The following is a 14743-nucleotide window of genomic DNA, read 5'->3' on the forward strand; positions in this document are numbered from 1 at the left end:
GACGCATAAATGGCTGAAACCGAACTGCGCCAATTCAACATCAACTTTGGTCCGCAGCACCCTGCCGCGCACGGCGTGCTCCGGCTCGTTCTGGAGCTGGACGGCGAAGTAGTCGAGCGCGTTGACCCGCATATCGGACTCTTGCATCGCGGTACCGAAAAGCTGATCGAGCATAAGACGTACCTTCAGGCGATCGGGTATTTCGATCGCCTTGACTATGTTGCCCCGATGAATCAGGAGCACGCCTTCTGCCTCGCGGCCGAACGCCTCCTTGAACTCACCATTCCTCCGCGCGCGAGCTACATCCGCGTCCTGTATTCGGAGATCGGCCGCATCCTGTCCCATCTCCTGAACGTCACAACACAGGCCATGGACGTCGGTGCGCTGACGCCTCCACTTTGGGGCTTTGAAGAGCGCGAAAAGTTGATGGTGTTTTATGAGCGAGCTTCGGGCAGCCGTATGCACGCAAAATACTTCCGGATCGGCGGGGTTCACCAGGATCTGCCGCCAGAGTTGATCGACGATATCTACGATTGGTGTGATCCGTTCCTGAAGGTCTGCGACGATATCGAAGGCCTGCTGACAGACAACCGGATCTTCAAGCAGCGGAACGTAGATATTGGCGTCGTGGACCTGGACGATTGCTTCGATCGCGGCTTCTCAGGCGTAATGGTACGCGGGTCCGGCGCAGCGTGGGACCTACGCAAATCCCAGCCGTACGAGCGCTATGAGGAATTCGACTTCGACATTCCCGTAGGCAAAAACGGCGATTGTTACGACCGCTATCTGATCCGCATGCGCGAGATGCACGAGTCGGTGCGCATCATGAAGCAAGCCTGCGAGAAACTGCGTTCGCCCGAAGGGGCTGGGCCGCATGTCGCCGATGACAAAAAGGTGGTGCCGCCTAAGCGCCCGGAAATGAAGCGCTCGATGGAAGCCCTCATCCATCACTTCAAGCTCTACACCGAAGGTCATCGTGTACCCGAAGGCGAGGTCTACGCCTGCGTCGAAGCTCCGAAGGGCGAGTTCGGCGTGTATCTCGTGTCAGATGGGTCCAATAAGCCCTATCGCTGCAAAATCCGGGCGCCGGGCTTCCCGCATCTGGCGGCCATGGATTTCATGAACCGAGGCCATATGCTTGCAGACGTATCGGCCATTCTGGGCTCTCTCGACATCGTCTTCGGCGAAATCGACCGTTAGCAGATGTAGGGCGGGGCCAGCATTGCGCACGCCCTGCTCTTCCGCCATCCTTCACCCGGCACACGTGAAGGGAATGGCCCGATGCTGACAAGACGCAAACCTATTGTGGCCCTGGCGGTCATTGCCGGGGCTCTCCTGACGTTAATTGGCATCCGCTTCCTTCTAGTGCCCGATAGCGCGGCCAAAACCTTTGGGCTAACCCCGGCAATGGCGGGCGCTCAACTCCACGCCATTATTGGTCTGCGGGACATCTGGCTCGGAGCACTTGCCATCGCTTTCGCCCTGCTTGGCCAGTGGCGTGCGTTGGCCTTGTGGTTTTTGTTCGGTGTCCTGGTCTGCTGGGCCGACGCGGCCATCGTGGCGACGTCCGGAGGTCCACGGCTGGCCATCGCCTTCCATACGGGCTCAGGCGTCTTTTGCCTGGTTTTAGGCGTGGCCGCATGGCGTCTGTCCAACAAGGAAGCGCACGCCGGCTAGCGATCACACTGGCGCCTTCCACGATAAGTTGGCAAAAACGCCTAACTGCTGAATTTGGCAGAGTGTTTGGCTATACTACGTGACCTGTGCGCAGAACGAGCGCAGCCGTGAGTTTGTGTGAGGACCGATCAGATGATCGACGGCCTGTTTCTCCTTGCCCTGTTTGCCGTGGGCCTGGGCCTGAGCCTTGCCACCTACCGGCTTATTGCCACCCATTACGGCTGGCCCATGGGCGCGGTACATGTCTCGCAACCGCTGATACCCATAACGATCGGCACAGTGGCGCTGTTACTGGGCGTCACCTTCGCTGCAACGCGCGCAACGGAGGGAGGCTGGATTATCCTTGGTTGTGGCCTGTTGCTGGCCGCCTTCTGGACCGGCTTCTTACGTGTCGGATCCCAAATAGCGCTCTTTCTGGCGCCGGCAGCAGCACTACTCCTTGTGTTGGGTTGGCTTGGCAGCGTTTAACGTGAAACAATGTGGCAGGCTGGCGAGCCGCAATCATGCGTGTGACGCTGTGGCACGTGGTCTCTTGGTAGAGGGCGGGCGGGCGATTACATCCCTAGGGGACCTCACCCTGCCTCTTGCGTTGCAGCGCGGCACACCTTAGAGCCTTATCGGCATTAACTGCGCCGCTGGGCCGAAACGGCTGAAACGTGGTAGGCGCGGATGTTTGAGAAGTTCCGAAGAGGGCGCGGCGACACTAGGTTTGGTCGACGCGTGTGCGCACGGGTATGATGACGGCAAGGCGGCCGGATACCGTACGCTGGCAATCGATGAAGGAGCCCCGATGGCCGTCCGACGCTTAGACCCCGTTCAGCCAGCTTCATTCGAGTTTAATAAAGAGAACCTTGCCTGGGCCAAGGAGACCATCTCCAAGTACCCGGAAGGCAAGCAGGCGTCCGCGGTTATTCCGCTTTTGTGGCGCGCTCAGGAACAGCACGAGAACTGGCTGCCGGAGCCGGCTATCCGTTACGTCGCGGAAATGCTCGGTATGGCCTACATCCGCGTCTACGAGGTTGCGACGTTCTACACGATGTTCCACCTCTCGCCGGTTGGAACAACGGCGCATCTCCAGGTGTGCGGTACGACACCGTGCATGCTGCGGGGGGCTGAGGCTCTTATGGAAGTATGCAAACAGCGTATTTCCCCGACACAAAATACGCTGACAGCGGATGGTCGCTTTTCGTGGGAAGAGGTCGAATGCCTGGGCTCGTGCGCGAACGCGCCGATGCTGCAGATCTTCAAGGACACCTATGAAGACCTCACTCCGGAACTGCTTGAACATCTGTTGGATAGCTTTGCTGCTGGAAATCCTCCGAAACCGGGGTCGCAGATTGGCCGCACGGCTTCGTGCCCAGCAGGTGGTCCAACAACTTTGAAGGATGTTGCGCACGTCATGGCGCAGCGCAGGAATGTTTCTGACGGCAATATTGGCGAAGGAACGAAGAACTAAGGTAGGCCGGTCGCGCCCCTAGACGCGATCACCGTTCGCCGCAAGCCGAGACGATACCGGGAGCGAATACAAGCGATGCTCGCAGACAAGGACCGAATCTTTACAAACCTGTACGGCTTCCACGATGCCGGGCTTGCCGGCGCACGGGAGCGCGGCGGCTGGGACGGGACCAAGGCCTTTATCGATAAAGGGCACGATTGGATCATCGATCAGGTCAAGGACTCAGGCCTGCGTGGTCGCGGCGGTGCGGGCTTTCCAACGGGGCTTAAATGGTCGTTCATGCCCAAGAGCGATCCACGGCCGTCTTACCTCGTCATCAATGCCGACGAATCTGAGCCCGGCTCCTGCAAGGACCGCGAGATTACGCGGCATGATCCGCATCTACTCATTGAAGGCGCGCTCCTGGCCTCCTTCGCGATGCGCGCGCACAAGTGCTTCATCTATTTTCGTGGCGAATACATTCGCGAACGTGAGCGGTTTCAAGCTGCGGTGGATGAAGCCTACGAGGCACGACTGATCGGCAAGAATAACATTCACGGCTGGGATTTTGACCTCGTCGTGCATCACGGCGCGGGGGCTTATATCTGCGGCGAAGAAACCGCGATGCTCGAAAGCCTGGAAGGCAAGAAGGGCCAGCCGCGTCTGAAGCCTCCCTTCCCGGCAGGTTGCGGCCTCTACGGCGCGCCGACGACGGTCAACAACGTCGAGTCGATCGCGGTTGTGCCGGAAATCCTCCGCCGAGGCGCGACCTGGTTTTCTTCGCTGGGTAAGCCGAATAACACCGGCACCAAGCTGTTCCAGATTTCCGGTCACGTCGAACGGCCTTGCGTCGTCGAAGAGGAAATGGGCATTCCGCTTCGCGAACTCCTAGAGAAACACGCTGGCGGTGTGCGTGGCGGCTGGAAGAACCTGAAGGCTGTGATCCCCGGCGGATCGTCAGTCCCTCTCGTGCCTGCGGATCTGTGTGAAGAGCTGACCATGGACTTCGACGCCTTGATGAAGGTGAAGTCTGGTCTCGGCACCGCTGCCGTCATTGTGATGGACCAGTCCACCGATGTGATCAAAGCGATTTCCCGCATCTCGTATTTCTACAAACACGAGAGTTGTGGCCAGTGCACGCCTTGTCGCGAAGGCACAGGCTGGATGTGGCGCGTGATGGAGCGGTTGGTAAAGGGCGAGGCTCAAAAACGCGAGATTGATCTCCTGCTCGATGTCACGAAGCAGGTTGAAGGCCACACCATTTGCGCGCTGGGTGATGCTGCCGCTTGGCCCATCCAGGGCTTGATTCGCCACTTCCGCCACGAAATAGAGGCGCGTATCGACGCCAATCAAGCTGCGATGAGCGAGGCTGCCGAATAAGGGTTAAGCGCGATACGTCTGTCGGCGGAGTTGGGTGGATCGCATCGCCGAAACATGGGTAGGAGCCCGGTTACGCTCGATTATGCAATGGACGGACGAAGGCATTGTCATCGCGGTCCGTGCGCACGGTGAGACGGCGGCGGTCGCGGAGCTATTCAGCCGCTCCCATGGGCGCCATCTCGGTCTCGTCCATGGCGGCCGCTCTCGTCGGTTACGCCCCGTGCTGCAAATCGGCAATCACGTCGATGCAACCTGGAAGGCCCGTCTGGCGGATCAGTTGGGCCATATGCAAATCGAACTGCGTCGGGGCTTTGCCGCAACGGCCATGTCTGACCCCGGCTCGCTCGCCGCGCTGTCATCCCTCTGTACGCTGCTGCACCTGATGCCGGAGCGCGACCCTCACCCCAATCTCTATGAGATCACTCTCTTTGTTCTAGGCTTCCTCGACGACGATAGCGTTTGGCCTGCCTTGATGGTGCGGTGGGAATTGGCACTGCTCGATGAAATGGGGTTCGGCTTGGACCTCACAGCTTGTGCTGCAACCGGCATCAATGATGATCTGATCTACGTCTCGCCTAAGTCGGGCCGCGCGGTATCCGCGTCCGCTGGCGAACCCTATCGCGACAAGCTTCTGGCGCTCCCGGCCTTCCTGATCAAGGGGCGAAAAGTACCCGTTACATCCGAGGATGTGCGTGCCGGCTTGGCGCTGACTGGGCATTTTCTGCAAACGCGCGTCTTCGCACCAAGGGACGCTAAGGTGCCGGATGTGCGCCACCGCATGGTTGAATTGATTGAGCGGCGTGCGCAGGCCGAGGCGTAACAGACCAGCAGGTGATCAACGTCCGCTCACGGGTTCGATCTCGATGCGAATCTGGCCGGAGCGATCCTGACTCAGGCGATAGGATTGCCCATCGGCGGCCGTATAACGACTCTGGACCTTCCCTGCACTTTTTCCTGCGATATCAAAGGCGATGTAGCCTGGTTCGCAGGTTTTATGCTGCACGGAGTATCCCGGTCCGATTTCGTGCGTTTCGCCGCCGAATGTGTAGTCAACGCTCTGTCGGGCACGGTTGGAAATGCGAAACGCGTACATCTCGGATGTAGGCCGACCGAAAAGCTGCACGGAGACGTATTTCGGATGCTTATCGGGGACGCGCGTGACGGCGACACCGATTTCCTTGACGTAGGGAGCAAGCAGGTTCTTGCGATGCGAAGGAGATTTGATCCATCCCTCCACAGCTTGGTTCGCGAGGGCGGAAGTGGTGAAGCCGCGGCTATCGAGCGCCATCGCGAGATTCTCTGCGATCTGGCAGTAGGTATAGCCCGCCGCTTCAGCCCGAGCCGATGGCTGTCGGCCATCGGCATCGTGCGCGAAGGTGTTGGTGCGGCTCAAATATTCCGCATAGGCCCGGGCCGCCTTGTCTAAAGCTGCGTTGCGGTGGACCGCACCTAGCGAATTTTTGGCGCGGTAGGCATTGGTCATCTCGATAATTTGGACTTCAACCGCCGGAACATCCGGAGCAACGGGTGTCATGTGGACCGTCTCTCGATTGGGGGAGCGTGACGCATTGTTATGCTCGCCTGTTGCGGCAAGACTTTGTAAAATAACCGGAGTGCGCCGTTTGCAGCGCGCAGCCCTTCAATTCAGTGTGTTTCTGCAACCTGTGGCGTTGCAGCACTTGAGCCGGCAGGTCCGGCGCAGTAACCGATCTCCATGAGCCAAAAACCGATTCTACCCGACGACAGTCCGATCGAGCCCGTAAACCTGCGCGATGCGCTCGAAGAGCGTTATCTCGCCTACGCGCTCTCAACCATTATGGGCCGAGCGCTGCCAGATGTGCGCGACGGTCTCAAACCTGTGCATCGGCGTATTCTCTATGCGATGCGCGAGCTGAAGCTCGACCCGGATTCTGGCTACAAGAAGTGTGCGAAGATTGTCGGCGAAGTGATGGGTAACTATCACCCGCACGGCGACCAGGCGATCTATGATGCGCTCGTCCGTCTCGCGCAGGACTTTGCCGTGCGCTACCCGATGGTCGACGGCCAGGGCAACTTCGGCAATATAGACGGCGATAACGCGGCGGCGATGCGTTACACCGAGAGCCGTCTGACCGAGACCGCAACGCTGCTGCTGGACGGCATCGATGACGATACGGTTGATTTCCGTCCGACCTACGACGGCACGAATAATGAACCCGTCGTTCTCCCGGCTGCGTTCCCCAATTTGCTCGCGAACGGCTCCTCCGGAATTGCTGTGGGCATGGCGACCAACATTCCTCCGCACAATGCCGAGGAACTCTGCAACGCACTCCTGCATCTGATCAAGCATCCCAACGCCACGATCGAGAAGCTCGTCGAGTATATTCCAGGACCCGACTTCCCGACGGGTGGCGTCATAGTCGAGCCTCGTGAGCAGATTCTTGAGGCCTATCGCACGGGACGGGGTGGGTTCCGGCTGCGCGCCAAGTGGGAGCGAGAAGACCTCGGCCGCGGCGGCTATCAGATCGTCATTACAGAGGTGCCCTACCAGGTTCAGAAGTCGAAGCTCGTGGAGCGAATTGCCGAACTGATGAGTGAGCGCAAGCTGCCGCTCTTGGGCGATGTGCGTGACGAGTCGGCGGAAGAGATCAGGCTCGTGCTGGAGCCCAAAACCCGCACGGTGGATCACATCCTGCTTATGGAGAGCCTGTTCAAGCTCACCGAGCTCGAAATCCGCTTCGGGCTCAACATGAACGTTCTGTCCGGCGGACAGATTCCCAACGTTCTGTCCTTGCGCGATGTGCTCTGGCAATGGCTTGAACATCGCATTGAAGTGTTGGTCCGGCGGTCGAACCATCGCTTGCAGAAGATCGAGCACCGCCTCGAGGTACTCGCGGGCTATCTGATCGCATTCCTGAACATCGACGAGGTCATCCGTATCGTTCGCTTCGAGGACCAACCGAAGGCGAAACTGATCGAGACCTTCGAGCTTACCGATGTGCAGGCCGAAGCCATTCTGAACCTCCGCTTGCGGGCTCTCTCCAAGCTTGAAGAAATCCAGATCCGTGCCGAGCACGACAAGCTGTCGGCGGAACGCGATAGCCTAAAGGCGTTGCTCGCCTCAGAAGATCTGCAGTGGACCAAAGTTGCCGAAGAGATCAAGGAGACGCGCGAGCGCTATTCGAAAAAAACTGACCTCGGACGTCGGCGCTCTTCGTTCGCGGAAACGCCCACCATTGAGGTCGATCTGGATCAGGCGTTTGTCGAGAAGGAGCCCGTCACCGTCATCCTCAGCGAAAAGGGCTGGGTGCGGACTCTGAAGGGCCATGTTGACGACCTGAGTAAGCTGGACTTCAAGCAGGGCGATAAGCTCAAGCGGGCCTTCCACGCGCACACCACCGACAAGATTTTGATGTTCGCGACCAACGGTAAATTCTTCACGCTGGAAGCAAGCCAGTTGCCCGGCGGACGCGGACACGGTGAGCCGGTCCGTCTTATGGTCGATTTTGAGGATAATCACGACATCGTCACTGCGTTTGTCTATCAGCCGGGACGCCGTTTGCTCGTCGCGTCTACGGCGGGTTACGGATTCATTGTGCCCGAGGATGAAGTCGTCGCCGCAACCCGCAAGGGCAAGCAGGTGCTGAATGTCAGCGAGCCGGATGAGGCGAAGCTTGTTGTTCCTGTCGAAGGCGACCGAATTGCAACGGTTGGAGATAACCGCAGGCTTCTCATTTTTGAGACGCAGGAAGTCAATGAGATGACGCGCGGCAAGGGCGTGATCCTGCAGCGGTTCCGTGATGGTGGTCTTTCAGATGTTAAGGCTTTCGATGCCGAGACGGGCCTGACCTGGGTCGACAGCGCCAACCGCACGTTCACGATGTCGCTGGATGATCTCGCTGATTGGGTCGGGGCGCGGGCGCAGGCTGGCCGCACGGTGCCGCCGAGATTCCCGCGGTCCAACTCCTTCGGTCCAGCGTTCGGCTAGCGTGCTTCCGCAAAAGTGAGAACCGGTTTTCCGATAAGAAGCACGGCGCAACAAAGCCAGTCCGTCCGGATGCCTGGCGTACCAAATGCCTGCCGGGCGCTCTTCCGGTAGGCGTCACTTGAATACCGCAGCGGTGTGGCTTTCAACACCCATCTGCTGGAACAGCCGCGTCCCATGCCTTGAACTTGGCTCACAACTAAGTCATGGGTATCGTTCGATTGGGCATTGATAGGCTGGGAAAGACCCCTGATGGGGAAGTGGGCACTCATCCTTTTTGCGTTATTTTTGATGCTTGTCCGGACCCCGGCACAGGCTCAGGAGACGAATTGCGCGCGCGGTGATTTTGAAGCTGTGGTTGATGACGCCGCTTCCGCCCTGCGCGATCTGAACAATGCAAATCGGCCTGTATTTCAGGAAAAGCTACGCGAGCTGAAAGAGAAAAACGGGTGGGATCATGATCAGTTCATGGTCGCAGCCGCACCGTTCGTTCGCGACGACACCATTGCGGTCTACGATACAAAATCGCAGGATCTGCTCGCGGCGATCGCGACGTTGGGGCAGGAAGGCGCAGAAGCGAGCACGCCCGATTGCGCAGTGCTTTCCGAACTCAAAGCCAGGATGACGGTGCTGGTCGAAACGCAGACCGAAAAATGGAAATACATGTTCTCAAAACTTGAGACAGCTTTGAAGAAATAGCCGACACGGAGCTGCGTTAAACGCGCCTCTGAATAATTTCTCACCCTACGGCCTTTACTTTGCCGACTTCTCTGTTTAGAAGCCCGCGCCATTGCCAATCATTTTTTCTACTGTTGTGAGAACCCCATGCGCGAAGCCCAACGAGATTTACTCGACACGCCAGTAATTGGCGCGTGGCAGCTTGCGCGCGTCATTGGCGATTATTTGCCAACGCTCGACCTCGGCTTCTGAGCCGAACTTCGTTGCCTTCGATGACGACAGGCACGTTCCCCGCATGAGCGTGGAGCGCGAGCAGGTACGACGTACGTGATTTCCGGCTGATTTGGCCAGAGTGCTTCCGGAAAAGTGGACACCGGTTTTCCGAGAGGAAGCACGGCCAAACCTGAACCACGAAGGGCCTCATCTAAGCCCTGAGCGTTTCCGGCTGCGCCATTGCACGTGCGTCTGATGCAGCAGGACTTAAAGACCATGGCACAGACGCTTCAAAAGAACGAAGCCATTGAACGGCAGATCCGGCGATACCACCCGAGCTTTCGCCGTCGTGTGCGCCAATACGCTGGCCTGTCTCCCCGCCTCGCGGACCTCGTGACGAGCTTCCCCGCGGCGGTGGTGGCGATCGTCTCTCCTGAGCTCAATGCGAGCGCCAGGGGAACGGCTACGCGTATGGCCAAGGACGGTGAGAGCCTGCGTGAGGTCTCTCGTGTGCTGGGCGTACCGTATTGGGCACGGCGTCTGCCTCCGGAAGTTCTGGCGCAGCCGTTGAACGCCTTGCCGGTGGGTTCGAATTTCGAGGGACGCATGGCGCAACTCGTGCCGAAGAACCCGGAAGCGGCTAGGCGTTGGTTGCAGTGGGTGCAGTTTGGTCATTGCGCGGCGAACTCCGAGTTCGCCATGTGGCTGGCCAGCCAGAAGTTCTTCCAGCGCGAACTGGGCCTCGGATTTCCGCTCCTGCCGCTTGCCGCTTACGCTTGGTACTCCGGTGTCGAGGAAGGCGCGGCACGCGAGTTGATCGATGAACCGTGGAACCGTCGCATGCCGTTCAGCGTCGCTGCGACCGCCACGATCGCATGGATCGAAAAGATCGTGGCGTGCTTCGAGGCTCCGCGTATCAGACGGCGTGGTCCTGGGCGTTACAGCCGTCAGCGGGTGCCAAATGGCTATCGCGTGGTACCGCTTCGCACGGCGGCCCAGCTGCACCAAGAGGGCAGTATCATGAACCACTGCGTGGCGACTTATGCCGCGCTAGTGGCACAGGGTGTCTGCACGATCCTCTCGGTTCGCGTCCAGGATAAGCGCGTGGCTACGGTTGAGATTCGACCACGGGGCACGCCTGGGGGTGGCTATGCCATCGTTCAGCTTCAGGGGCCGGGAAACACCCGGGTCTCTGAGCAGATCTGGCGTGCCGTCTTGGAGTGGCTCGCGGTCCAACCGGCAGACCCGCATGCCATGCTCGGGGTGGGCGACGAGTTCGTTATCTCGCCCGAGCGGTGGGAAAGGATCTGGCGGCCCTACGTGACGGCGAAGGGCGTGATAGGGCTCTCGGCGGAAGCTGCGACCTTGAACAGGCTGCGTCGCGACGCCGACGCCTTGCAGCAGATCATCGCCTCTAGCTCGCGGTGATCGACACCAAAAATAGGCAGAGCCCGACGGAAAACGTTGGGCTCTGCTGTTTGCGTTCGTAGCGCAGCGCGATTAGGGACAGCGCAGTTCGTGCACCGAAAAGAGTCGGTCGGGGTCCGTCCAAACCTTATCGGGGGACCATCCTGCTTTCCGAGCCAACGCCTGGAACCCTTCAATCGTATATTTGTGCGAATGCTCCGTATGGATGCGTTCGCCCTTTTTGAAATGAATGTCGTGCCCTAAAACACGCACCGTCTGAGAACGTGCGCTGACGAGGTGCATGTCGATGCGGCCATGTTCAGAGTCGTAGGTGGCAGAATGCTCAAAACGATCAGGATCGAAGTGCGTGCCAAGAGCTCGATTAGCGTGCACCAGGACGTTGCGGTTGAACGCCGCTGTGACGCCGGCCTCATCGTTATAGGCTGCGAGCAAGCGCTTTTCGTCTTTCCGGAGATCCGCCCCGATGATCAGTCGACCCTCAGGTGAAAGAACGCGGCGCATTGTTTTGAGAAGGTCGATCGCAGCGTCAGGCTCCAGATTACCGATCGTAGAGCCTGGGAAGAAGCCGAGCAGAGAGCGCTTCGCCAGATCCGGATCAAGTTTCACAGGACGGCTGAAGTCGGCTGCAATCGGGCGAACAGCGATACGCGGGAATTTTTTGGAAAGCCGGGCTTTCGCTTCCGCCAACGCATCATGTGAAATATCGATCGGCACATACGCGTGAAGTTTATCGAGTGCCGTTAGCAGGAGTTCGGTCTTGAGGCTCGAACCCGATCCAAACTCGATAAGGACCGCACCCGATGGTGTGCCTTGCGCAATCTCGGGCGCGCAGGCGCGTAAAATCGCGGTCTCCGTCCGCGTCGGATAGTATTCGGGCTGCCGCGTGATTTCCTCGAACAACTCGCTGCCACGCCCATCGTAAAAGAAGCGGCAGGGAATCGATTTCTTCTTCTTGGACAATCCGGCGAGCAGCGCCTGCGCGAAATCATTATCGCGCTGGGTTGATGAAACCTCGAAATCATCCTGGAGATTGTCGTCGATCTCTTCAAACATTATCACGCATCCTCCGCGAGCCTTAGGCCCATGAATTGCCAACGCTGGTGGGGGTAAAAGAAATTGCGATACGTAATGCGCGAATGCCCGTCAGGCGTAACGCATGATGCGCCGCGCAGCACGTGCTGCGAGCACATGAACTTGCCATTGTATTCGCCAACAGCACCGGGCGGCGGACGGTAGCCCGGGTAAGGTAGGTAAGCGCTCCCCGTCCACTCCCACACGTCGCCCATCATTTGTTGGACGCGGTCCACCGGAGCATCGGCACTAGCCGGGCAAGGGCGAAGCGTGCCGCTACCAAGCGTATTAGCGGGATTGTTTGCGGCATCGGTTGTCTGCGCAGCGTGCTCCCATTCAAATTCGCTCGGGAGGCGCTTTCCTGCCCAGCGAGCGAAAGCATCAGCCTCATAATAGCTGACGTGACTTACGGGTGCCGCTGGATTGAGTGGGACGAGACCGTGCAGAGTCATTTGCCGCCAGCCGTCAGCCGTTTCCTCCCAGTAGCCAGGTGCCTGCCAGCCATTTGATTTGACTGCGCCCCAGCCGTCCGCAAGCCATAAGAGCGGGTTAACGTAGCCGCCATCCTCGATGAATTCGAGCCATTCGCTGTTACTGACACAGCGATGCGCAAGCTTGAATGGACGGATCAGTTCGTCGTGGCGGGGCAGTTCGTTATCGTAGGAGAAACTCTGCCCGTCATGGCCCACCTCTTTGATGCCACCCTCGAAAGAAATCCAACGTGTCTCTGAGGCGAGACTGTTGGCTTCTGTTACGAGCGTCAGAGGTTGATAAGCGGGACGCAGAGGCTGAGCCGCGAAAAGGCTGAGGATGTCAGTTAAGAGCAATTCTTGGTGCTGTTGCTCGTGATTGATTCCGAGCTCGATCAATTCCTTAACTTCGGGGGCAAGAGAGCCTTCGTCACTCATAAGCCCCATGAGCGCTTCATCGACATGGCTTCGATAGCGGCGAACTTCTTCCGCCGAGGGGCGGGTCAGCAATCCGCGGTGCGCACGAGGATGTCGGGGGCCTTGCGTTTCGTAGTAGGAATTGAAGCAGTACTCAAACCGATCGGAAAATGGCTGGTAGCCTGGCATGTGGTTGCGCAACACAAACGCTTCATAAAACCAAGTCGTATGCGCGAGATGCCATTTCGTCGGGCTGGCATCATCCATGGCCTGCACAGTCTGATCTTCGTCCGTGAGTGGCCGGGCCAATGTGAGGGAGAGCTCTCGGCTTGCGTGAAGCCGTTCTCCTAGGGAGACGGACGTATCGGAAATGCGATGGCGTTGCGCCGAATCCTCGGGGGACGCTGGCATGAAAAAAAGTCCCTTCTTGGAGTAGCTATGAACGGATTGGGAGGCTAAGCGCCGACGTCATGCGTCAACGCGCGATAGACCGGAATGGTTCACCGGCAAACGATGCGCGCCAATACGAACAGACCGTCTGTATCGAGAAAAGGGCGAGAACGCCTTTTTCTTGTTCACAATAGGTTGAGGCTGGAAATGTCTGTGAGACGGTAGAGGCTTATGGATTAGCGGCGGGGCGATAAGGGAAGCCATCCCTGGGGCGTGAGATGCTCCTGCGGCTGGAAACGCATTTTGTAAGACATCTTCCGAGACCCTGCGATCCAGTACCCGAGATAAAGATAAGGTAGGCCAAGACGCCGGGCCCGATCGATGTGATCGAGGATCATGTAGGAGCCGAGACTGCGGCTCTGTGCGTCAGGATCAAAGTAGCTATACACCATAGAAATCCCGTCAGACAGCCGGTCACAAAGTGCCATAGCCATCAACGGCCAGTCGGACACTTGAGTTGAACTGAGAGGATCCTCGGGCTTGAGGCGATACTCCGTGCAGAACGTGTCAACAACGCTGTCCTCGACCATCATCGCGTAGTCGAGGACGGTCATGTCAGCCATCCCTCCATCGCCATGTCGCGTATCGATGTACTGCCGGAACAAGCGGTATTGCTCGCTCGTAGAAACCGGTGCAACGCAACGAGAAGCGAGGTCGCGGTTGCGGTCTACGATGCGCCGCATCGAACGGCCCTGAGCAAATTCATCGACCAGGACGCGCACGGAAACACATGCATTGCAGCCGTCACAGTAAGGCATGTAGGCGATATTCTGACTGCGCCGGAAACCGCCCTTCAAGAGATTGTCGATCAGGCCTGGCGATTTATCGCGAGTGAGATGCGTGAAAAGCTTCCGCTCCAGCCGGCCAGGCAGGTAAGGGCAGGGCTGGGGTGAGGTAATGTAGAACTCGGGAAACGTTTTACCTTGTTCCGACATTTGTATCCCTCGACAGCCGGCTGGACCACCGGCGTGCGCCGCCGTCACGATAAACGGAGGCAAATGATGATCTTATGTGAACCGCTGGGCTGATCAAGCCACTTGCGGTACTGCGCGGCCGCCCTGCAGTGCGAAGGGTTTCGCAGATCTGAATAAATGTCGTGTGCGCGGTAAAGACTGGACATGCGCTCGTATTGAGCCGGTTTCAAGGAAACAAGGCATCTCCCGACGCACACATTCAAAGGCGATGAAACCAGGTGGCACACTGTGCAAGCACAGCAAAACGCAACCGGCTGCTATTCGAAAGTATTAGGCCTGCGATCGCGGGGCAGGTTCAAAAATTACCAACGACGCGTCCGATCGTCGGGATAAGGCCGTCAGCCTCTTCAAGATTCGGATCGATGGCGGCATGCGTCAGCCACGCTAGACTGCCAAGAGAAACAACTAAAATAATAATACCAAGAAGGGCGCGCTTAAGCGCCCACACGAGACCGAATTTAGGTGCCCCGAAACCAGCCTCGGCGGCTTGTTCGGGAATCGAACCCATGCTCATGACAAATGCCCCAAAGAAAAGGCCAACACCGGCCTTCAAACGCATCCTGGGGCACTGCTGAACCCCGAGGGT

Annotated in this window: 14 protein-coding genes; 9 read left to right on the plus strand and 5 right to left on the minus strand. The window is 58.4% G+C overall.

Annotation, left to right across the window (positions count from 1 at the left end):
• The first annotated feature begins 9 nt into the window (after positions 1 to 9).
• From YBN1229_RS12925 to recO, 6 genes are all read left to right on the plus strand, one after another.
• The gene (locus tag YBN1229_RS12925; RefSeq protein ID WP_046478926.1) at positions 10 to 1200 is read left to right on the plus strand and encodes an NADH-quinone oxidoreductase subunit D; all 1191 of its coding nucleotides are present in this window, start codon (positions 10 to 12) and stop codon (positions 1198 to 1200) included.
• An 81-nt stretch (positions 1201 to 1281) separates the two neighbouring features.
• On the plus strand, positions 1282 to 1677 hold the full coding sequence (locus YBN1229_RS12930; protein WP_046478924.1) for a DUF4267 domain-containing protein: 396 nt from the start codon (positions 1282 to 1284) through the stop codon (positions 1675 to 1677).
• 132 nt (positions 1678 to 1809) lie between these two features.
• On the plus strand, positions 1810 to 2145 hold the full coding sequence (locus tag YBN1229_RS12935; RefSeq protein WP_046478922.1) for a hypothetical protein: 336 nt from the start codon (positions 1810 to 1812) through the stop codon (positions 2143 to 2145).
• A 322-nt stretch (positions 2146 to 2467) separates the two neighbouring features.
• Positions 2468 to 3133, plus strand: a complete 666-nt coding sequence (nuoE, locus tag YBN1229_RS12940; protein ID WP_082101268.1) for an NADH-quinone oxidoreductase subunit NuoE — start codon at positions 2468 to 2470, stop codon at positions 3131 to 3133.
• A gap of 75 nt (positions 3134 to 3208) precedes the next feature.
• On the plus strand, positions 3209 to 4492 hold the full coding sequence (gene nuoF / locus YBN1229_RS12945; RefSeq protein WP_046478920.1) for an NADH-quinone oxidoreductase subunit NuoF: 1284 nt from the start codon (positions 3209 to 3211) through the stop codon (positions 4490 to 4492).
• A gap of 82 nt (positions 4493 to 4574) precedes the next feature.
• Positions 4575 to 5312 carry a DNA repair protein RecO gene (recO, locus tag YBN1229_RS12950; protein ID WP_046478917.1) on the plus strand — a complete coding sequence of 246 codons (738 nt, stop codon included), beginning with the start codon at positions 4575 to 4577 and terminating at the stop codon, positions 5310 to 5312.
• Between the two features lie 15 nt (positions 5313 to 5327).
• Here the strand turns inward: recO and YBN1229_RS12955 are convergent, their stop codons facing one another.
• A complete protein-coding gene (locus YBN1229_RS12955; RefSeq protein WP_046478914.1) occupies positions 5328 to 6026 on the minus strand; it encodes a CAP domain-containing protein in 699 nt (232 codons plus the stop codon).
• 180 nt (positions 6027 to 6206) lie between these two features.
• On the opposite strand from YBN1229_RS12955, the gene parC reads away from it, so the two are divergent.
• The 3 genes from parC to YBN1229_RS12970 all read left to right on the plus strand — a co-directional run bounded on the left by parC (position 6207) and on the right by YBN1229_RS12970 (position 10775).
• Positions 6207 to 8459: a DNA topoisomerase IV subunit A gene (gene parC, locus YBN1229_RS12960; protein WP_046478911.1), complete on the plus strand. Its 2253-nt coding sequence runs from the start codon at positions 6207 to 6209 to the stop codon at positions 8457 to 8459.
• A 249-nt stretch (positions 8460 to 8708) separates the two neighbouring features.
• Complete coding sequence (locus YBN1229_RS12965; protein WP_244464931.1) at positions 8709 to 9155, plus strand: hypothetical protein; 447 nt, start codon at positions 8709 to 8711, stop codon at positions 9153 to 9155.
• 468 nt (positions 9156 to 9623) lie between these two features.
• Positions 9624 to 10775 carry a PcfJ domain-containing protein gene (locus tag YBN1229_RS12970; RefSeq protein ID WP_160298711.1) on the plus strand — a complete coding sequence of 384 codons (1152 nt, stop codon included), beginning with the start codon at positions 9624 to 9626 and terminating at the stop codon, positions 10773 to 10775.
• A gap of 72 nt (positions 10776 to 10847) precedes the next feature.
• Here YBN1229_RS12970 and egtD read toward each other — a convergent pair whose 3' ends face one another.
• The 4 genes from egtD to YBN1229_RS12990 all read right to left on the minus strand — a co-directional run bounded on the left by egtD (position 10848) and on the right by YBN1229_RS12990 (position 14671).
• Positions 10848 to 11828 (minus strand): L-histidine N(alpha)-methyltransferase, encoded by a 981-nt coding sequence (gene egtD, locus YBN1229_RS12975; RefSeq protein WP_046478907.1) that lies wholly within the window; start codon positions 11826 to 11828, stop codon positions 10848 to 10850.
• A 2-nt stretch (positions 11829 to 11830) separates the two neighbouring features.
• Positions 11831 to 13144 (minus strand): ergothioneine biosynthesis protein EgtB, encoded by a 1314-nt coding sequence (egtB, locus tag YBN1229_RS12980; RefSeq protein ID WP_046478905.1) that lies wholly within the window; start codon positions 13142 to 13144, stop codon positions 11831 to 11833.
• 215 nt (positions 13145 to 13359) lie between these two features.
• On the minus strand, positions 13360 to 14118 hold the full coding sequence (locus YBN1229_RS12985) for an arginyltransferase (RefSeq protein WP_046478902.1): 759 nt from the start codon (positions 14116 to 14118) through the stop codon (positions 13360 to 13362).
• A 334-nt stretch (positions 14119 to 14452) separates the two neighbouring features.
• Positions 14453 to 14671, minus strand: a complete 219-nt coding sequence (locus YBN1229_RS12990; protein ID WP_152025012.1) for a hypothetical protein — start codon at positions 14669 to 14671, stop codon at positions 14453 to 14455.
• Between the last annotated feature and the right edge of the window lie 72 nt (positions 14672 to 14743).

Source organism: Candidatus Filomicrobium marinum, from assembly GCF_000981545.1.
Lineage (GTDB): Bacteria > Pseudomonadota > Alphaproteobacteria > Rhizobiales > Hyphomicrobiaceae > Filomicrobium > Filomicrobium insigne.